Here is a 19,547-nt window from a genome sequence, read left to right on the forward strand (position 1 = left end):
TTCGGGGTTTTCTTCGAGCCGCACCCTTCCGCGCTATGGGAAAGGGGCTCCTGACCGACCCTCGCAGAGGGTCATGCCGCTATCACAGGCTGATCCTCGCAGAGGATCATGCCTCCAGACTGATCTTCATCAGCGGATCAGTCTCCTGCCTCAGCGATAAATAACCGGGCAACCGCGCTCATTGGCGAACACGACCACCACGCGATCGCCATACTGGCGGCCGGCGACCTTCACGACGCGGCGATTGACGTCGATGAGGCGGACGCGATGCAGGCCCATGCGCTCGGCCTTGTCGAGGGCGCGCTCCGGCGAACAGCGGCGCCAATGGCGCTCGCGGCGAAAGCCGTCATCGTCGTCGCCGGTATAGACGCCGACGCGGCGGTCGTGGCTGTTGCCGAAGCCGAGATAGATCGAGTCCGCATGGGCGGGCACAGCGGCAAGCGTGCCGAGGGCTACGAGACCCGAAAGGGCTGCCGTTTTGATCGTGTTGAACATTGTCTTCTCTCCTTGTTGAGGGCTGGCGCCCGTCTTCGTCGAACCGATGGGGGGAGAATGCTCCTTGCAATCTGAACTCTTTGCGAACCGGCCGTTCATTTTCGGTTAATCTGCCGGACAGGTCGAAAGCAACCGCCCCTTCCACCGCTGCAAACGACTTGGAGTGTCAAAAACGTCCGGTCATCCCAGAACGGGCGGCGGCTACATCCGTTCCAGACGCTTGAGCATGATGCCGAAAAGTGCGAAGCGGTTTTCTCGGACAAACAGTGTTTGTCCAGACATCATGCTCTATCACTTTGAATCTAGGGCTCGTCGTCGAGCATATAGTCGAAATAGTCGTCCGGCTCGGCAAGATCGGTCTCACTGGCGCGGACGCGGCCGCGTATGGAAATGCCGGCCTCATGCACGGTCTCGGCACTTCCCGACACCAGCCTATGCCACCAGTAGAGATCGTGTCCCTCGGCAACCAGCCGGTAGGCGCAGGTTTTTGGCAGCCAGCTGATGGTGCGCACATTCTGCGGCGTCAGCCCGACGCAGTCCGGCACGCGCGCCAGCCGGTTGGCATAGTCCGAACAGCGGCAGGTTTGCCCGTCGAAAAGACGGCAGCCGACTGATGTCCAGTAGATTTCCCCGGTATCTTCGTCTTCGAGTTTCGACAGGCAGCATTTGCCGCAGCCGTCGCAGAGCGATTCCCACTCGGCCGGCGTCATCTCTTCCAGCGTCTTGGTTTTCCAGAACGGGGTTTCCATCATGGGCTGAGATGTGGCCCTCGCTGGCGGTGAGGTCAAGCTGTACCGCCGCCGCAAATGCCGCCCGCACCATACGAAAAACATGAAGTTGCCTTCAAAAGGCCGGTCAATCGTCCTTCGTTGTCGGTAATGTCCACGAACCGGAACCAATCCGGCTGATGAAAGTTTGGGCAGGGATAGGACCCCACAAGGAGAATTTTTGATGAAACGCCAACCACGGGTACTGGCAGGTACGGCACTCGGCCTGCTGATGGCATCCGCGCCGTTGGGCGCATCCCCGCTGCAGGGCAACGCCGTTTTCGGCCCCTTGCAGCACACGGCCGCGCCGCTGATCCTGGTCCAGGACGACCCTGCTGCAGATGGTCAGCAGACCGACCAGGAACTGCCGCGCAAGAAGAAGCACAAGCAGGCCGAACAGGCGCCCGCCGAACAGGCAGCACCAGCCGTTGAGCAGGCCGCACCGGCCGTCGAGGAGCAACAGCCGCGCAAGAAGAAGCACGAACAGCAGCAGACCGAGCAGGCTCCCGCTGAACAGGCCGCCCCGGCTGAAGAGCAGCAGCCGCGCAGGAAAAAGCGCAATCAACAGCAGCAGATCGAGGTAGCGCCGGCCGAGCAGGCAGCTCCTGCTGCCGAGCAGATAGCACCCGCGGTTGACGAACAGCAGCCCAAGTCGCGCAAGAAGAAGCGTGACCAGCAGCAGATCGAGGCTGCACCAGCGGATCAACCGGCTGAACAGGCCGCGCCCGCAACCGAAGAACAGCCGCTGAAGCCGCGCAAGAAGAAGCGCGACCAGCAGCAGCAGATCGAAGCGGCGCCGGCTGAACAGCCGGCCCAGCAGCCTGCAGAGCAAGCCGCGCCCACAGACCAGGTAGCGCCGGCAAACGACAACACTCCGCGCAAGAAAAAGCGCAAGCAGGACCAGGAGCAGATCGAGGCAGCACCTGCCGAACAGGCGCCAGCCACCAAGGTTGCACCTGCCGGGGAACCCGTGCCGCAGGCCGAGCCGGTCCAGCCCCCGGCCGATCAGCAAGCCGCTCCCGCCGAGGGCGAACAGCCCAAGGATCAGGCCAAGAAGAATGGCAAGAAACCTGTTGGCGAACAGCCGGTGACAGGCGAACAGCAACCTGCGACTGGCGAACAACAGCCTGCGACCGGTGAACAGCCCGCCACCGCCGAGCAGCCGGCGCAGGGCGAAAAACCGGCCCAGGGCGAAGCCGTGGCCAATCCCGACGAAGCACCCATTCTGGACAGCCAGAAGGACGCCAGGCGCAAGCATCGCAAGGATCAGGGCGGCCAGAACGCCGGTCAGAATGCAGGCGGCCAGACGGGCGAGCAGCCCGCGCAGGGCAGCACCGAGGCGCAGAACCCGAAGCCGGCTCCGGTCGACCAGGGACCGCCGCCCACCGACGACAAGTCGGCCCAGCAGGCAATCCAGCCTGAAAAGATTGCGCCGGTGACGGAGGAAAAGGGCACGCGCGTAGAGCGTGCACCCGATGAGAACGTTCGCGACCGCCGGCGTCCGAAAGGCGTCGACGTCGTCAGGGAACTCGGCGACCGCGTCATCCTGCAGTTCAACAACCAGACATTCGTCCAGAGCAATGACGCCCCGCGCATGACCCGCGGCGCCAGGAACGTCTACTATGAGGATCTGTCGGGCGATCGCACCCGGGAAATCGTCGAGCGTGACAACGGTGTCCAGATCGTCACCATCCGCAACCGCTATGGCGACGTCATCCAGCGTTCGCGCATTGCGCCGGATGGACGCGAATATGTGCTGAGCTATGTCGACGAGCGGCACTATGAGGATGACAGCGACTGGCGCGATCCCGGCGACGATCTGCCGCCGATGCGGCTCACCATTCCGCGCGAGGAGTATATCCTGGACTCCGAGGATGTCGAAGACCCGGACGACTACTACACCTTCCTCGAACAGCCGCCGGTGGAGCGCGTCCAGCGCCTCTACTCAATCGACGAGGTCAAGCGTTCGGCCCGCGTGCGTGACATCGCGCGGCGCGTCGACCTCGACACGCTGAACTTCGAATTTGGTTCAGCCTCAATCTCCGACACCGAAGTCCAGAAACTGGAAGGCGTCGCCAGCGCCATGGAGAAGCTGTTGAAGAAGAACCCGGCCGAAACCTTCCTCATCGAAGGCCACACCGACGCGGTCGGAACGCCGGAGGCAAACCTTGCTCTGTCCGACCGCCGCGCTGAGTCGGTCGCCGAAGCGTTGACCAATGCCTTCGGCATCCCGCCGGAGAACCTGACCACGCAGGGCTATGGCGAGGAGTATTTGAAGGTGAACACGACGGCGCCCAACCGCGAGAACCGCCGCGTCGCCATCCGCCGCATCACCTCGTTGGTGGCGCCCGTGGCGAGCAACAATTGATCTGCTTTTCCAGAGGCTTAATGGGCTTCTAGAATTCAGATCAGCAAGAAAGACCCATCCCGGGAAACCGGGATGGGTAGACCTGTGGACGTCACGTCCCGTTCAACAAGAATTGCACCGACATTAGCGCCGGCTCATTGAATCACGGGGCGGCAAACCCCAGATTCAGCACTGGGCGTTCCCTGCCCCGTCCCGACTCCAGCGGGACGCATTGAGCCCCGCCGGCCCTCCCGGCGGGGTTTCTTTTGCGTCGCAATGAACGCGACGCGCTTTGGCCTTGCAAACCGCGGCAAGCTGACCGAAATACCCATTCGATCGAGAAAACTGACCGGAACCGCTGCATGAAACGTCTCGAACTCGCCATCGAATCGATCATTCTCGCCTCCCGCTGGCTGCTGGTGGTTTTCTACATCGGGCTGGCCCTGGCGCTGGCCGTCTATGCACTGTCCTTCGGCAAGAAGCTCTACGAATTCATCACGGTAGTCTTCACGCTCGGCGATACCGACACCATCCTGAAGATGCTCGGCCTCATCGATGCGGCACTGGTCGCCTCGCTGCTGGTGATGGTCATTATCTCCGGCTACGAGAACTTCGTCAGCCGCTTCGACGAGAATGACGGCGAGGTCCATTGGCTCGGCACGATCGATGTCGGCTCGCTGAAGGTCAAGGTCGCCTCGACCATCGTCGCCATCTCCTCGATCCACCTGCTGCAGGTGTTCCTGAATTCGGCCTCCTACACAACCGAGCAGCTGATGTGGCTGACGATCATCCACCTCGCCTTCGTCGTCTCGGCATTCATGCTCGCCTATATCGACCGGCTGATGGGCCTGGCCAAAGGCAAGAAGAGCGAAGCGTGAGCCGATCCCCTCCTCGCCGTCGCCATACGGGGAGTTGAGGAGTGGTCCGCGCAGCGGACGAAAAGCCAATTGCTTGGCTTTTCGAAACGACGAACACCTACAGCAGATGATGTCAGCTAGTAGATGCTTTTGACGTTCGTCGGCGAATTGGCGAACACGTCGTCCGGCACGAAGAAGTCGCCGGCCAGCGGTCCTGTCGTACCGGGCGAATAGATTGAAAAGTCCGTCACGCCTTCGGCGCGCAGCACCTCTTCGTCGATGTAGAAATTGCCTGACGTCTCGCGCGATGGCCGCAGGAAGATGGCATGCGCGGCATCGGCCATGATATCGGGCAAACGGCTCATCGCCGCCACCGTCGCGCCGCCGAGCAGATTGCGCACCGCCGCCGTGTCGATGGTCGAGATCGGCCACAGCGAATTGACCGCGATGCCGTCCTTGGCAAACTCGGCGCTCATGCCCAGCGTGCACATCGACATGCCGAACTTAGCCATCGTGTAGGCGACGTGGTTCTTGAACCACTTGGCCTTCATGTCGAGCGGCGGCGCCAGATTCAGAATGTGAGGATTGCTTGCCAACTTCAGGTGAGGAATGCACATTTTCGAGACCAGGAAAGTTCCGCGCGTGTTGATCTGGTGCATCAGATCGTAACGCTTCATGTCGGTCTCCAGCGTGCCGGTGAGCTGGATGGCGCTGGCATTGTTGACGCAGATGTCGATGCCGCCGAATTTTTCCACGGTCTTGGCCACTGCCTCCGCAACCTGCGCCTCCTCGCGGATGTCGCACAGAACCGGTAGCGCCTTGCCGCCGGCCTGCTCGATTTCTGCGGCAGCCGTGTAGATCGTGCCCGGCAGCTTCGGATGCGGCTCGGCGGTCTTGGCCGCGATCGTCACGTTGGCGCCGTCGCGCGCCGCCCTGAGCGCAATCGCCAGCCCGATGCCGCGCGACCCGCCGGAGATGAACAGCGTCTTTCCCTTCAGCGACATTTCCTTGCGCCTCCCTAGCATCATAGCAGGCGCGAACCTTTGCGCGGCAGACCACCACTGCGCAAGGCCTTAGCAGCCCGCAAGCGGGTTACGCAGCGTAGGATCTAAACCAGCGCAAGCCCCTGCCGCATCGCGATGGCAATCGCATCCGTGCGGTTCGCCGCGCCGAGCTTGATCAGGATCGCGGCGACGTGGAACTTTGCCGTGTGCACCGAGATGTTCAGGCGTCGCGCGATGACCTTGTTGGGCGCGCCCTCGGCAAGCAGTGCCAGCACTTCGGCCTCGCGCGGTGACAGTGCCGGTCGGGAGGCATGTTCATCGGAGAGGTCTTCCTCGAAAGGCTCGCCATCGCCAGCATGAAAATCCCCATGGCGCCCGCCACCGCCGTCGCCCGAGACGCGATAGCCAGCCGCCGCCAGCCGCACCGCCGCGGCGATCAGCAGATCGTCCGCGCCGGCAGGCATGACCGCCATCACCTCGCCGGCAGGCCGTTCACCGGCCGCACGCCCAGACAGCAGCACCCGCGGCGTGGCGGCCGGCACGGCATCAGCGCCGCTGCCGTCGATGATGGCGACGTCGGCCGCACCGCCGCCGGCCGCGACCGGCAACAGATCGTCGCTCGCGGCAAGCGCAGCAGCCAAGCGCTCAGCGCGAACAACGTCGCCAAGCGCGATCAGCACCACCAGCCGCCGCGAGGCGGGGCCGTCAGCCATGATCCGATCGTTGGCGAGCGTGTCCATCAACCCTCTCAGCTCAGCGGCTTCTCGCCGATGGTTACAGCCACATCGCGCTGTTCGCCGCCGCGCACCACGCCAAGCCTCACTGCGGCACCTGCGCTATCGGGCCCAAGCTTGCGGATCAGCTCGCGCGGCCCATGTACGGCCTCGCCGTTCCACGCCACGATGATGTCACCGAGCGCAAGACCAGCGGCCTTGGCCGGGCCATTGTCGTCGAGGCTCATCACCATGGCACCGCGCGCCGCACCGTCACGGATCGGGTGCAGGCCGGCGCCGAGATAGCCGCGCGCGACATGGCCCTTTTCACGCAGCGTCTCCACCGCCCGCTCGATCGTCTCATAAGGCATGACCAGAGCCCGGCCGCGCGGGCCGAACAGCAGCATGCCAATCAGCGCGCCCTTAGCGTCGAGCACCGGCCCGCCCTCGAAACGGCCGCCGGCATTGACGGCAAGATTGATGCGCTGGTCGATGGTGCCGCCCCGCATCGAGCGCCAGGCCGGACCGACCTCACCGACTGAGCCCGACACGGCCAGCGCCGAGCCCTGGCTGCTGCCGATGGCAATGGCCAGATTGCCGGGCCGCACCGCATCCGCTTTGGCAAGCGCAGGCGCCGTGGCCGCACCGGCCGGCTTCAGAAGCGCGACGCCGGTCGAGGGATCGCGGCCGACCAGTTCGGCCTTGACCGTCTCGCCCGAAGCCAATGTCAGTTCGATCTCTTCGCCGGCCTCGACGGCTTCCTCGGCGGTGACGAAATAGCCGTCACGCCAATGGAAGGCGCTGGCGGTGCGATGGTGATGGGTGGTGAAACTTGCCGTCACGGGTGCTGCCGCAGCCGCGACGTCGGCGATGGCCGCGGAAAAGGCGCTGAGATTGAAGTCGCTCATTTTGGTCTCCTGGGTTTCTTGCATGCCCCAGATATCGCTCGGCAGCCGGCTCGCAGATACTCGCCTGACGGCTAGTTCATGGTTTCACTGGCCATCTGGTCAGGTCGCGGCGGTTCCAGCCGCTCCGCACATATAGTCACGAACAAGCCTGAAAACACGGAGCCCGCCAATGGCCGTCGCCGCCGCCAAATTCCAACCGGACGACACACTGCTCGACGCCTATTCGACGACAGTGGCAGACGCAGTCGACCGCATCGGCCCCGCCGTCTGCCGCATCGAGCGCATTGGCGGCCAGGGCGGCCACGGCTCCGGCTTCGTCATCGCGCAGGACGGCTTGGTCGTCACCAATTTCCATGTCGTCGGCGACGCCAGGACGGTGCGCGTCTCGATGCCGGACGGCGCCTCCAGCGAAGGCCGCGTGCTTGGCCGCGACCCCGACACCGACATCGCGCTGGTGCGCGCCGACGGCAGCTTTGCCGATGTCGCGCCGCTTGGCGATTCCAAGCGGCTGCGGCGCGGCCAGATTGCGATTGCCATCGGCAATCCGCTCGGCTTCGAATGGACCGTCACCTCCGGCGTCGTCTCCGCGCTTGGCCGTTCGATGCGCGCCTCGACCGGGCGGCTGATCGACGACGTCATCCAGACCGATGCGGCGCTCAATCCCGGCAATTCCGGCGGGCCGCTGGTCTCGTCGGCCGGCGAGGTTATCGGCGTCAACACCGCCATGATCCATGGCGCGCAAGGCATCGCCTTCGCGGTTGCCTCCAACACCGCGAACTTCGTCATTTCGGAGATCATCCGCTTCGGCCGGGTGCGGCGCGCCTTTATCGGCATCTCCGCCGACACCACCAATTTGCCGCGCCGCGCAGCGCTTCTGTCACAGGTGTCGACCAACACCGCGGTACGGCTGCGCAGCGTCGAGAAGAACGGCCCGGCGGCAAAGGCCGGCCTGAAGGAAGGCGACATCATCGCCGCAATAGACGGCCGCCCAGTCACCGGCGTCGACGACCTCGTGCGCATGCTCGACGCCGAACGCATCGGCCGCGAGACGCTGTGCACCGTGGTGCGCCGCACCGGCGTCAGCCAGGTCACGGTGACGCCGGTGGCAAGGGCGAGCTGAACCCTATCGCTGCTTGAGCACCCGGCCGAGCAGCGACACCAGCAACCGCGCCAGATCGCCGGTCGGGTCGAGGTCGGGATCGAAAATCGTCATGTCCATGCCGATGCAGCGCTGATCCGCTGCCAGCGCCGACAGGATGGCGACGAGATCGTCGGGATCTACGCCGGGACTGCCGGGCGAATCCACCGCCGGCATCACCGTCTGGTCGAGCACGTCGACATCGAGATGCAGCCAGTAGGGACAATCGGCCCGCGCCAGCGTCGCTCTCGTCGTCTCCACCACTTTTGCAGCGCCCCATTCCCGCACCGCAAAGACGTCGATGCGCGTGATCGCTGTCGCATTGATGTCGGGCCAGGCGAAATCGGCATCGCGGCCCTCGCGTTCACCGATCTGCACCACCGTCTCGTCGGCGACAAGCGGACCGGCAATGCCGGGCCACTCCTTCAACAAAGGCTCGCCGCGCCCGGTGGCGAGCGCCAGATCCATACCGGCTGCGGAACCGGGCATGGCATCGACGTCGTAATTGCCGGGATGGCGGAAATCGCTGTGGCCATCGACATGCACCAGCGCAACCGCGCCGAACCGTCGCGCCGCCGCCAGCGCGCCAAGCAGGATCGAACAATCGCCGCCGATGACCAGCGGGAATTCGCTCTGCCCGAGCGCACTTGCGACGATCTCGGCAAGGTCGAGATTGAAGCGGCGGATCGCCGGACCATTGCGTAGGCTGGTGCCCGGTTGCTGTTCGATGCTGTAAGCGGGCCTTTCGAGATCGACCACCCGCGCCGGCACCAGCACCTCGATCAGACCGGCTTCGCTCAGCGCCTGCGGCGCCCGCCAGGTGCCGGGCACATGGCCCGGCCGCAGGGGCCGAAGGCCGAGATTGGATGGCGCACGAACAAGGCAGATGTCACGCATGCAACAGGACCAGCTTCAGCATCATCCAGCATAGACCGCATGGCAGGACCCCGGCCACATGGCCTGGAGCCGCTGCCGACATTTGCTGCCATCGGGCACAGGTTCAGGCTGCGGCGCCCTCCACGAATTGCGCCTGAAACTCCGGGCTGAGCGGGATTGGCTTGATGACGTCGATCAGCACGCCATTGGGATCCCTGGTGATGAAATGGCGCTGGCCGAAGGGTTCGTCGCGCAGCGAGCGCAGGATCGGCAATCCAGCCGCAACGATCCGCTCATAGACAGCGTCCGGGTCCCTGACTTCGAAATTGATCAACAGGCCCGACGTGCGGCCGCGCCCCTCTTCCGGGATCGTTTCGTGGTCGCCGTGGACGATGCCGAGATTGACGCGCCGATCCTCGGCCGACTGCAGATGCACATACCAGTCGCTCGCAAACAGCGGCTTGAAGCGGAAGTGGTTGATATAGAAGGCTTTCGTGCCGGCCACATCGCCTGTCATCAATACCGGATAATAGCTCGTCGTCTTCATCTTTCTTTCTCCCGTCAGTTAACATACAGTCTGCATGTAAATTGAAATAACATACAGGCTGCATGTATGCAACGAGAAACCGCGCGCCGCTCCAATCGCGACCGCACCGAGGCGACGCGCGCCGACCTGATCGCCGCGGCGCGCAAACTGTTCATTGAAAAATCCTATGCCGAGACCGGCACGCCGGAGATCGTAGCGGCCGCCGGCGTCACCCGCGGCGCGCTCTACCACCATTTCGCCGACAAGCAGGCGCTGTTTGCCGCGGTGGTCGAGCAGGAGGCAGAAGCTGTCGCCGCTGAGATCGATCGTGCCTCGCCGCCATCGCTGTTTGCCCGCGACGCACTGATTGCCGGATCGGACGCCTATCTGGCCGCCATGCGCCTCCCCGGCCGCACCCGGCTGTTGCTGCTCGACGGGCCGGCCGTTCTCGGCCGCGCCGCCATGGATGCGATCGACAACCGCCACGGCAACCGTTCATTGCGTGAGGGTCTGGTCGCGGCGATGCGCGAGCAGTCGTTGATCAGGCTGCCGGTCGACGCGCTGACCGCCTTGTTCGCCGCGGCCTTCGATCGGGCGGCACTGGCCATCGAGGCCGGCGCCTCAGCCGAGGACTACCGCACCGTTCTCATGGCGCTGATTGATGGGCTGTCTCCGGCCCTTCCTCAGGGACCTCCCCCGGCTCGAACTCGTTGAAGCAGCCGAGTTGGCGTTTGAACTGGTCGATCAACCAGGCCGCAGCCGGTTTCGGGCTGCGGTCGGCGCGGTGCATGGCATAGAGCGACGAGCGTACCTCGCTGAAGGGTTTAAGATCGAGTTCCACCAGTCTGCCGCTCGCCAAATCGTCGGCGATAAGCCAGCGCGGCAGCCCGCCCCAGCCCAGCCCTTCGCGCATCAACGTATGTTTAATGCGCACATCCGTCAGCCGCCATGTACGATAGGCAAAGACACCAAAGTCGCGTCCCTTAGTGCGTTCGGACTGGTCGGTGACAACGAGTTGAGTGTGTTCGCGCGCATCTTCGATCGCCACCGGTTTCGGCAGCAGCGCCAGCGGATGGCTGGGAGCGGCAGCCAGCACGATCGACATGAAGCCGATACGCACGAGACGCACGTCGACCTCGCCCAGCAGGCCGCCAATGCCAAGATCGGAGTGTCCGCTGACGACATGATCGGGGATCAGGCCGAGCGAACCGATATGCAGGCGCAGCATCACGGTTGGAAACTGCGCCTCGAATGCCTTCAGCACCCGCACCAGCACCGGCGACGGCAGTGCCGCATCGACCGAAAGCGCGACTTCCGCCTCCAATCCCTGATGGTAGCCGTCGGCACGCGAACGGATGCGCTGCAGCACGCCGACCATGCGCCGCGCATCCTCCAGCATCGCCCGGCCGATTTCGGTCAGCTGCGGCTCGCGCGTGCCCTCGCGCTCGAACAGTTTTAAGCCCAGCTGCGCCTCGAGATTGGCGATGCCGTAGCTGATGACGGACTGCGCCCGGTTGAGCTTGCGCCCGGCAGCAGAGAAGCTGCCGGTGTCGGCCACCGCTACCAGGATCTGCAATTGGTCGAGCGTCGGATTGGGTTGCATGGCATATCTACTTTATAGATGGATTATATAGAATATATACCAGTTTTTTGAATGGGTTGGTAGGCCCATATCAAGCGGGACAATTCAATTCCCACTGGAGAGAACCGCTATGTCCATCCTTCTTGTAACCTCGAGCCCCCGTGGCTCTGCTTCGCACTCGACCCGCATCGCCACCGAATTCGCGCAGAAGCTTGTCGCCGCCGACCCGTCGGCCGAGCTTGTCGTGCGTGATCTCGTTGCCAACCCGCTGCCGCACATCGACGCCGACTATTCGACCGGCATCTACACGCCGGCCGAAGCCCGCACCCCGCGCCAGGCCGAAGTCGTCGGCGTTTCCGATGTCGCGCTTGACGAGTTGTTCGCCGCCGACACCGTGATCCTGGCCACCGGCTTCATCAACTTCAACATCTCTTCGACGCTGAAGTCGTGGGTCGACCACATCGCCCGGTCCGGCAGGAGCTTCTCCTATGGTGAGGGCGGCCCGAAGGGCCTCGTCACCGGCAAGAAGGTCTACATCGTACTTGCCTCCGGCGGCATCTATTCCGAAGGCGCGGCCGTGCAGCTTGATCACGCTGTCCCCTATCTGCGCTCGGTGCTCGGCTTCCTCGGCATGACCGATGTCGAAGTCATCCGCATCGAAGGCGTCGGCATGGGCGCCGATGCTGTTACTGCGGCGCTTGCCAAGGCAACTGCCAAGGTCGACGCCGTAGTGGCCGCAACCCAGCAGGTTGCCGCAGCGGCGTAACCGCAGGTCATTCCCGACCCGAATGAAAAAGGCAGGTGCTCCGGCGCCTGCCTTTTTTGTTGTTCCACGAACGTCGACCGGAACGGAGCGCCGCGTGCAGTGAAACGCGCCGCGAGATCGCCACGTAACCGTGTGCGCGTTGTCGGCTGAATCCTCTTCACACGTGTTTGATTATTCATATAAGTTCCATTTTTGAGTTTTATGCCAAGTACAGTATGCGCAAGTCACATGCGCCATAACGACAAGCTACCTCAAAACCGCTCATGGAGACTTGTTTGTCTGAGTTCCCAATTCTCGGCATTGACCTTGGCACGACCAATTCGTTGGTAGCTCATTTTACCGAAGACGGTCCCACATTGATCCCCAATGCTATGGGCGCTTTTCTGACGCCTTCTGCCGTGGGGCTTAGCGACAGTGGTGACTTGCTGGTCGGGCAGGCAGCCAAGGACAGGCTCGTGTCCAATCCCGATATAAGCACGGCACGATTCAAGCGTTATATGGGCACGGACCACATGGTTCGTCTCGGCCGCAAGACATTTCGACCGGAAGAGTTGTCCGCGTTCATTCTGCGCTCCTTGAAAGCGGACGCCGAGGCGCATCTCCAGCACCCTATTGACGATGCGGTTATTTCCGTGCCCGCCTACTTTAACGATGTGCAACGCAAGGCAACGATCGCTGCCGCACAACTCGCGGGCCTTAAGGTAAGCCGGCTGATCAATGAACCGACCGCGGCGGCCTTGGCTTATGGCCTGCATCGCAAGGACGATGAAAGCACCTTTCTTGTCGTGGATCTTGGCGGCGGCACATTCGACGTTTCAATTCTGGAGATGTTTTCTGGCGTCATGGAGGTGCGGGCGTCGGCCGGGGACGCATTTCTTGGCGGAGAAGACTTCACGGATATCCTTGTGGCGTTGCTGGGTAAGGATCTTGGCCGCGATGATTTGGGAAAGGGAGATCTGTCACGGCTGCGTGCGCTGGCCGACGAAGCAAAGCACAAGCTTTCAACGAGCAACGACGCCGATATCCGATATGTTCTGGGCGGCGAACAGAAGCATCTTTCTATCTCTGCAGATCGTTTTGAGGAGGCAACGACGCAGTTAGTCAACCGGATGAAGGCCCCTTTACAGCGCGCGATGCGCGACGCAAACCTAGGCAATGACCAGATCGATCGGATCATACTCGTTGGCGGCGCAACGAGAATGCCAATCATCAAATCTGCAATAACCAAGCTTTTCAAACGTTTTCCGGAACATGATCTCGACCCCGATCATGTCGTGGCCCTGGGCGCGGCGGTACAGGCCGGGCTTGCTTCCCGGCATCAGGCACTCGACGACATCGTCATGACCGATGTTGCGCCCTTCACCTTGGGTATCGAGACAAACCATCGAGTCGGACCGAATGGCCAAACCCTGCCCGGATATTTTGCTCCAATCATCGAGCGCAACACGGTTATTCCAGCGAGCCGGGTTGAGCGTTTCAATAGTGTAGTTCCTGGCCAGCAGGAAGTGGAACTCAATGTCTTTCAGGGCGAGGCGCCGCTGGTACGCGACAATGTGAAGATAGGCACATTGAGCGTTCCTATTCCCGTCAACCGCAACGCAAATGAAGCGGTCGATGTTCGCTTTACCTACGATACGTCCGGAGTACTCGAAGTCATCGCAACGGTCGTCACCAATGGCAAGGCTCATCGACTTGTAATAGAAGGCAATCCGGGCGCTCTTTCGCAAAAAGACATTCTGCAACGCCTGGCGGAACTTGATCGGATCAAGGTCCATCCACGCGAAGAAGCGGTTAACGCAGCGCTCGTCGCGCGCATCACGAAAGCTTTTGAAAATGCCTTGGGGCCGCAACGCAAGGTGTTGTCGGCGTGGCTTGGGGAATTCGAGGCGATCCTTGCCCGGCAATATCCCAAGGAAATCGCCGCCGCGCGATCCCAAATCACGGAGGAACTCGAAGCGTTAGAGAAATACGATGTTTATTGATGCGTTTTCCATGCTCGGAATATCCGACCGGGAAGACGTCACCGAACGCGAGATCAAGCGCGCCTACGCTACAAAGCTCAAACTGATCAACATCAATGAGGATCGCGACAGCTTCATTGCGTTGCGTCAGGCATTCGAGCAGGCGCGCGATCAAGTCAACGGGCGGGAATATTTCAAGAAAATTACGCTCCCTGACGAGACACAAATTGCCGAAGACACCGACTCGCCCGCGTTGAAGAACGTGCCACTATCCGACGAGAGCGCGGCTCCCGCTATCCTCGAAGCACACGCTCTGCGGGCCATGGAAGATGATATCGAGACGCTCCTTATCGAAAACATCGAACCAGATGCACCGAAAGAAGCGGCTCCTGCCCGCACGGCTTCAATTGTCATCGAAGCGCCTGCCTTGCGCGCCATGAAAGCTGTCGAGTCGCTCATCACCGAACCATGGAAATGGCAGAGAATAGACAACTGGCTGGCAATTCTGGATGGCGAGCTCCTGCAGACGATTGATGACATTCAAGAGTTTGAAACCCGCATGCGGACCTACGTTTGCGAGCAATCAGGCTTCGGCGAGCGGCATAGTCCGTTGGCCGAGCCCTGGATGAGTCAACGTTTGCTTGACTTGTTTGACGAACGCTTTGGCTGGACACGCAATCGCGGATCAAACTATTGGGAACGTCAACAGCTTGACTGGTTACACGCGCTAATCGATCCTGAGACGGCACCCCAATATCGTATGGCGGCCACGCCGCGACAGGACCCTGAGCCCGAAACGATCGCACCACCGATCCAAACCGCCGGTCCGGCGCGTCGATCACCTACTATCGGGTGGGGATGGTTTGTGATCTTTTTTGTGCTTGTTAAACTTGCCGCCGCGCTTTCGGGCTCAAATGAGCCCGCGAAAACATTCCCACGGCCCAATGCCACACAGGTGCCCGCAGGCATTCCTCCCGGCCTCTGTGGTAATCTGTCGTTTGACGAATGTTTCAAGAAGATGAGTGGGATGCCGGAGCCATAGGCCGTTGGCCACCGCAAGCCCTATCCAAAAATCTTCTCGCCCTGCTCGTCGACCAACTGGATGCCTTTTTTGATCGAGATGTCGACGACGTCGTCCAGTCCGGCGAACCGGTCGACGCGGATGAAGCGGTGCTCTTTCACCACGCCGCCGGCGCCTGCGTTTTTTCTTGTTCACCGGTGCCGCGCGACGCCATTGGTTATTTGGCCTGTCTGCGTTATCGGTCGCTGATCTTCTTATCCGTCGCCACAACGCACCGTCCGGCCACCGATCTCGGCTTCTTGCTGCACAAGCATCCGGATCGGCTGCATGAGACTGAACTGTCCTTCGGCAAGGCCTGGCTATTCTATCCGCAGGCGACCGAGGAACGGTGCGAGGCCGCACTGCTGCTTGACGTCGACCCGATAGGCCTCGTGCGAGGCAAGGGGCAGGCCGAGGGCTTGCTGGATCAATATGTGAACGACCGGCCCTACGCGGCATCGTCCTTCCTTTCCGTGGCATTGAAAAAGGCGCTGCGCACCGCGATGACCGGCATATCGAAGGAGCGCCAGCAACTGGCCGACAGCGACCTGCCGCTGGAGGCCGTGGTGACCCCGCTGCCGTTGCGTGGCGGTGAGGCTCTGGTTCAAGACCTGTTCAAACCCTTGGGATGGGCCGTCGACCTGACGCCGATCGAAACGATCGGATCTGGCGCGGGATGCCCCCGATACGGTCATCTGAGGCTGACAGGCACCGGCCGGCTAAGCAGCCTGCTCAATCACCTCTATGTCCTGATCCCGGTGATGGACGACGCCAAGCACTACTGGGTTGGCGAGGCGGAGATCGACAAGCTGCTGTCCAAGGGTGAAGGCTGGTTGGAGAGCCATCCCGCCAAAGACCTGATCATACGCCGCTATCTGCGCAATCGCGGCGCCCTGGCTCGCATCGCTCTGGAGCGGCTGGCACCCGAGACAGCCAACGAGGCCCAGCCGACCGAAGCAAGGGTCGCACCCGAGGAAGCGCTGGAGGCGCCCATCCGGCTCAACGATCTGCGCATGGACGCTGTGGTCCAAGCCATTCGCGCGACCGGCGGGACCAGTGTTGCAGATCTGGGATGCGGCGAAGGCAAGCTGCTCTATCGGCTCGTGCGCGAAAAATGGGTCCACAAGCTGTTCGGCCTCGACCCCGCCGCACGCGAACTGGAATGGGCCGCCAAACGTCTCAAGCTGAACGAGTTCGGCGGACCACCCGAAGGTCGGGTCACGCTGCTGCACGGATCGCTGACCTATCGCGACAGCCGCTGGGCTGAAGCTGATGTCGCCGTGCTGGTCGAAGTCATCGAGCATCTCGATGAAGACAGGCTGCCCTTGATCGAACGTGTCGTCTTCGGCGAGACGGCGCCCAAATTCGTGATCGTGACCACGCCGAACGCTGACTACAACGCCTTGTTCCCCAATCTGGCGACTGGCGCTTTTCGCCATCCGGATCACCGTTTCGAATGGGGCCGGGCTCGATTTGACGCCTGGGCAGCCAGGATCGGTGAGACCTATGGCTATGGCGCCACCTTCTGCGGCATCGGAGCCGTGGACGCCGTGCTCGGCGCGCCGACGCAGATGGCGGTGTTCACCCGATGAGAGAGCCCGACAAGACCGACCTCACAATCCCCGACTTCGCCCTCGTCGTGCTGATCGGCTCGACCGGATCGGGCAAGTCGACTTTCGCCGCCAGGCACTTTCTGCCGACCGAAATCATCTCCTCGGATCGCTGCCGCGCGCTCGTCAGCGACAGTGAGACTGACCAGAATGTCTCGGCCGACGCCTTCGATCTGGCGCGTGAGATTGCCGGCAAACGGCTGAAGCACCGCAAGCTGGCCGTCATCGACGCCACCAATGTACGAGCAGCGGACCGAAAGGCCTGGGTCGAACTGGCGCGCAAGTGGCACGCTTTGCCGGTCGCCGTTGTGATCGATCCAGGCGTCGATGTCTGCGTCGCTCGCAACGCGTTACGAGCCGACCGTCCCTTCGGCGCCGGCGTGGCCCAGCGCATGACGAGCGAAATCCGCAAGGGCCTCGGCGGCCTGCAACGTGAAGGTTTCCGCCAAGTCTGGAAGCTTACCAGCGAGGCCAGTATCGACGCGGCCAAGGTCTCGCGCCAGCCCTTGTGGACCGACAAGCGCGATGACCACGGTCCGTTCGACATCATAGGCGACGTCCATGGCTGCGCCGATGAACTTCAGGCCCTGCTTGCTCAACTCGGCTATAGCATCGCCTGGTCTGAGGACCTCGGCGAACGAACCGTCACGGTGACACCGCCGGAGGGCCGCAAGACCGTCTTTGTCGGCGACCTCGTCGATCGCGGCCCCAACGTGGCCGACGCCTTGCGCATCGCCATGAGCATGGTCGCGGCAGGAACCGCCTACTGCGTCCAGGGCAATCACGAACGCAAACTCAGCCGCTGGCTGGAAGGCCGCAAGGTCACGGTCGCCCACGGGCTGCAGCAGAGCATCGATCAACTGGAGACGCAGGATCGCGGTCTGCGAGAAGCCCTGCCGGCCTTCCTCGACAGCCTGCGCAGCCACGTCTGGCTGGACGGCGGACACCTCGCCGTCGCCCATGCCGGCCTCAAGGAAGAGATGATCGGACGCGGCTCCGGCGCTGTGCGCGAATTCGCTCTCTTCGGTGAAACCACGGGCGAAATCGACGAATTCGGCCTTCCCGTCCGCGCTGATTGGGCAGCAGCCTATCGCGGCAAGACGGCGGTGATCTATGGACACACACCGGTGCTCTCGGCCGAGTGGGTCAACAACACTCTTTGCATCGACACCGGCTGCGTGTTCGGCGGCAAGCTGACGGCCTTGCGCTGGCCGGAACGCGAACTGGTCGAGGTGCCGGCGTTCCAGACCTGGTCCGAGCCCGTGCGTCCGCTCGGTGGATCCATCGGTCTCGGCAAATCGGCACAGGCCGACGCCGACGGCGTGCTCGACTATCAGGATGTCTCCGGGCGCCGCTGGATCGAGACCGAACTGAGGGGCCGGGTCGTCGTGGCAGAAGAGAACGCGGCGGCGGCACTCGAAGTGATGAGCCGTTTCGCGTTGTCGCCGCAGTGGCTCGTGTACCTGCCGCCAACGATGTCGCCGTCGGAGACCAGCAACGAAAGCGGCTGGCTGGAACGTCCTGAGGAAGCCTTCGCTTACTTCCGCGAGCGCGGTGTCGCCCAGATCGTCTGCGAGGAAAAGCACATGGGTTCGCGCGCGGTGATCGCACTGTGCCGAAACGCGCAGACGGCGCTCGACCGGTTCGGAGTGATGGGGGGCGAGTCCGGCGCATCTGGACCCGGACCGGACGCTCCTTCTTCAGCGACAACGGCATGACGGAGGGCCTGTTCGCCCGCCTCCGCGCCAGCGTCGACGCCGCGGATCTTTGGAAGGAACTGGACAGCGACTGGCTGCTGCTGGACGCTGAAATCATGCCCTGGTCGGCCAAGGCCGGCAGCCTGATTGAAAGCCAGTACGCCCCGGTGGCGACATCCGCCGCCGCCGGCTTCCAAGCCGGCCGCGAGGCGCTGGCCCGTGCGGTGGCGCGCGGTGTCGATGCGGCCGCGCTGGACGCTCGCCTTGAAGACCGGGCTGCGCGTGCCGCCAGATATGCCACCGCCTGGGCGCCTTACGTGTGGCCGGTCTCAGGCATCGACGACCTGAAGGTCGCGCCGTTTCACCTGCTCGCCAGTGAGGGGCGTGTCTGGTTCGACCAGGACCACGTCTGGCACATGACGCTTGCAGACCGTCTGGCCGCGGGCGATGGCGTGGTGACGCGAACACAATGGCGGGTGGTCGATCTGGCCGACGCCACCGCTTCTGCAGAGGCTATCGCATGGTGGGAGACGCTGATCGGCTCGGGCGGCGAAGGCATGGTGGTGAAGCCCCGTGACTTCGTCAGCCGGAACAAGAAGGGGATCATCCAGCCGGCGCTGAAAGTGCGCGGCCAGGAGTATCTGCGCATCATCTATGGCCCGGAGTATGATGCACCGGACAATCTCGTCCGGCTGCGAGAACGAGGCTTGGGTGGCAAGCGCAATCTGGCGCTCAGAGAGTTCGCGCTTGGTCACGAGGCGCTGAAGCGATTTGTCGCCAGGCAGCCGCTACGACGTATCCACGAGTGTGTTTTCGGCGTCCTGGCGCTGGAGAGCGAGCCAATCGACCCAAGGCTGTAATCTAGCCGAAGATCTTCTCGCCCTGCTCGTCGACGAGCTGGATGCCCTTCTTGATCGAGATGTCGACAGCGTCGTCGAGCCCGGCGAAACGGTCGGCGCGGATGAAGCGGTGCTCCTTCATCACGCCGCCGACTTCCTTCGAAACCACGCCGCAGGTCTGATACTGGCCGTCAGCCTTGTAAGGCGTGGCGCTGATCAGAAAACCCTTGTGCTCGATCTGTTTTGCCGCAGCCGCGCTCTTTGGCTCGCCAGTGTCACTGCCGCCTCCGCCGCCGAAAAGACGTTTCAGAAAAGACATGAGCACCTCCACAGCAATCATCCCGCATCACATGGTGTGATGCGAGATGATTTTCACTAGCGGTCCTTGGCTAAGTCGGCAA

General features: G+C 62.7%; 17 protein-coding genes and 2 pseudogenes. 9 read left to right on the plus strand and 10 right to left on the minus strand.

Annotated elements, in window-relative coordinates:
• Positions 1–150: 150 nt before the first annotated feature.
• Complete coding sequence (locus AC04SH_RS14565) at positions 151–495, minus strand: hypothetical protein (protein ID WP_477236966.1); 345 nt, start codon at positions 493–495, stop codon at positions 151–153.
• 302 nt (positions 496–797) lie between these two features.
• Positions 798–1,244, minus strand: coding sequence for a YcgN family cysteine cluster protein (locus tag AC04SH_RS14570; protein WP_477237050.1), 447 nt, complete (start codon positions 1,242–1,244; stop codon positions 798–800).
• 202 nt (positions 1,245–1,446) lie between these two features.
• Here AC04SH_RS14570 and AC04SH_RS14575 point away from each other — a divergent pair, with 202 nt between their 5' ends.
• Together AC04SH_RS14575 and AC04SH_RS14580 are read left to right on the plus strand one after the other, a co-directional pair.
• Entirely contained in the window at positions 1,447–3,630 is a 2,184-nt protein-coding gene (locus AC04SH_RS14575) for an OmpA family protein (RefSeq protein ID WP_488575554.1), read from the plus strand.
• Between the two features lie 341 nt (positions 3,631–3,971).
• Complete coding sequence (locus AC04SH_RS14580; protein ID WP_477236962.1) at positions 3,972–4,487, plus strand: TIGR00645 family protein; 516 nt, start codon at positions 3,972–3,974, stop codon at positions 4,485–4,487.
• A 116-nt stretch (positions 4,488–4,603) separates the two neighbouring features.
• Here the strand turns inward: AC04SH_RS14580 and AC04SH_RS14585 are convergent, their stop codons facing one another.
• The 3 genes from AC04SH_RS14585 to AC04SH_RS14595 all read right to left on the minus strand — a co-directional run bounded on the left by AC04SH_RS14585 (position 4,604) and on the right by AC04SH_RS14595 (position 7,091).
• Entirely contained in the window at positions 4,604–5,470 is an 867-nt protein-coding gene (locus AC04SH_RS14585; RefSeq protein WP_488575555.1) for an SDR family oxidoreductase, read from the minus strand.
• A 104-nt stretch (positions 5,471–5,574) separates the two neighbouring features.
• Positions 5,575–6,210 (minus strand): helix-turn-helix transcriptional regulator, encoded by a 636-nt coding sequence (locus AC04SH_RS14590; protein WP_488575556.1) that lies wholly within the window; start codon positions 6,208–6,210, stop codon positions 5,575–5,577.
• 8 nt (positions 6,211–6,218) lie between these two features.
• Positions 6,219–7,091, minus strand: coding sequence for a S1C family serine protease (locus AC04SH_RS14595; protein WP_488575557.1), 873 nt, complete (start codon positions 7,089–7,091; stop codon positions 6,219–6,221).
• A 169-nt stretch (positions 7,092–7,260) separates the two neighbouring features.
• On the opposite strand from AC04SH_RS14595, the gene AC04SH_RS14600 reads away from it, so the two are divergent.
• Entirely contained in the window at positions 7,261–8,211 is a 951-nt protein-coding gene (locus AC04SH_RS14600; protein ID WP_112563267.1) for a S1C family serine protease, read from the plus strand.
• Positions 8,212–8,214: 3 nt separating this feature from the next.
• On the opposite strand, the gene AC04SH_RS14605 is transcribed toward AC04SH_RS14600, so the two are convergent.
• Both AC04SH_RS14605 and AC04SH_RS14610 read right to left on the minus strand, forming a co-directional pair.
• The gene (locus AC04SH_RS14605; protein WP_477236954.1) at positions 8,215–9,126 is read right to left on the minus strand and encodes an arginase family protein; all 912 of its coding nucleotides are present in this window, start codon (positions 9,124–9,126) and stop codon (positions 8,215–8,217) included.
• 103 nt (positions 9,127–9,229) lie between these two features.
• Complete coding sequence (locus AC04SH_RS14610) at positions 9,230–9,652, minus strand: VOC family protein (protein ID WP_477236952.1); 423 nt, start codon at positions 9,650–9,652, stop codon at positions 9,230–9,232.
• Positions 9,653–9,718: 66 nt separating this feature from the next.
• Here AC04SH_RS14610 and AC04SH_RS14615 point away from each other — a divergent pair, with 66 nt between their 5' ends.
• Complete coding sequence (locus AC04SH_RS14615) at positions 9,719–10,345, plus strand: TetR/AcrR family transcriptional regulator (protein ID WP_488575558.1); 627 nt, start codon at positions 9,719–9,721, stop codon at positions 10,343–10,345.
• Here AC04SH_RS14615 and AC04SH_RS14620 read toward each other — a convergent pair.
• Complete coding sequence (locus tag AC04SH_RS14620) at positions 10,278–11,234, minus strand: LysR family transcriptional regulator (RefSeq protein ID WP_488575559.1); 957 nt, start codon at positions 11,232–11,234, stop codon at positions 10,278–10,280. The two genes, AC04SH_RS14615 and AC04SH_RS14620, sit on opposite strands and share 68 nt — an antisense overlap.
• A 109-nt stretch (positions 11,235–11,343) precedes the next feature.
• Here AC04SH_RS14620 and AC04SH_RS14625 point away from each other — a divergent pair, with 109 nt between their 5' ends.
• The 3 genes from AC04SH_RS14625 to AC04SH_RS14635 all read left to right on the plus strand — a co-directional run bounded on the left by AC04SH_RS14625 (position 11,344) and on the right by AC04SH_RS14635 (position 14,982).
• On the plus strand, positions 11,344–11,979 hold the full coding sequence (locus AC04SH_RS14625; protein WP_488575560.1) for an FMN-dependent NADH-azoreductase: 636 nt from the start codon (positions 11,344–11,346) through the stop codon (positions 11,977–11,979).
• Between the two features lie 275 nt (positions 11,980–12,254).
• A complete protein-coding gene (locus tag AC04SH_RS14630) occupies positions 12,255–13,961 on the plus strand; it encodes an Hsp70 family protein (RefSeq protein ID WP_488575561.1) in 1,707 nt (568 codons plus the stop codon).
• Positions 13,951–14,982 carry a hypothetical protein gene (locus tag AC04SH_RS14635; protein ID WP_488575562.1) on the plus strand — a complete coding sequence of 344 codons (1,032 nt, stop codon included), beginning with the start codon at positions 13,951–13,953 and terminating at the stop codon, positions 14,980–14,982. The genes AC04SH_RS14630 and AC04SH_RS14635 overlap by 11 nt, the downstream gene beginning before the upstream one ends.
• Before the next feature lie 20 nt (positions 14,983–15,002).
• On the opposite strand, the pseudogene AC04SH_RS14640 reads toward AC04SH_RS14635, so the two are convergent.
• Positions 15,003–15,128: pseudogene (locus AC04SH_RS14640) on the minus strand (HlyU family transcriptional regulator); the annotation flags it as partial.
• 30 nt (positions 15,129–15,158) lie between these two features.
• Between AC04SH_RS14640 and AC04SH_RS14645 the strand changes: the two are divergent.
• Both AC04SH_RS14645 and AC04SH_RS14650 read left to right on the plus strand, forming a co-directional pair.
• Positions 15,159–16,592 (plus strand): 3' terminal RNA ribose 2'-O-methyltransferase Hen1, encoded by a 1,434-nt coding sequence (locus tag AC04SH_RS14645; RefSeq protein ID WP_488575730.1) that lies wholly within the window; start codon positions 15,159–15,161, stop codon positions 16,590–16,592.
• Positions 16,589–19,167, plus strand: a pseudogene (locus AC04SH_RS14650) (polynucleotide kinase-phosphatase). The gene AC04SH_RS14645 and the pseudogene AC04SH_RS14650 overlap by 4 nt, the downstream one beginning before the upstream one ends.
• A 1-nt stretch (position 19,168) precedes the next feature.
• Here the strand turns inward: AC04SH_RS14650 and AC04SH_RS14655 are convergent.
• The gene (locus AC04SH_RS14655) at positions 19,169–19,465 is read right to left on the minus strand and encodes an HlyU family transcriptional regulator (RefSeq protein ID WP_488575563.1); all 297 of its coding nucleotides are present in this window, start codon (positions 19,463–19,465) and stop codon (positions 19,169–19,171) included.
• Positions 19,466–19,547 lie beyond the last annotated feature (82 nt).

It is taken from the genome of Mesorhizobium sp. CNPSo 4688 (genome assembly GCF_057784295.1).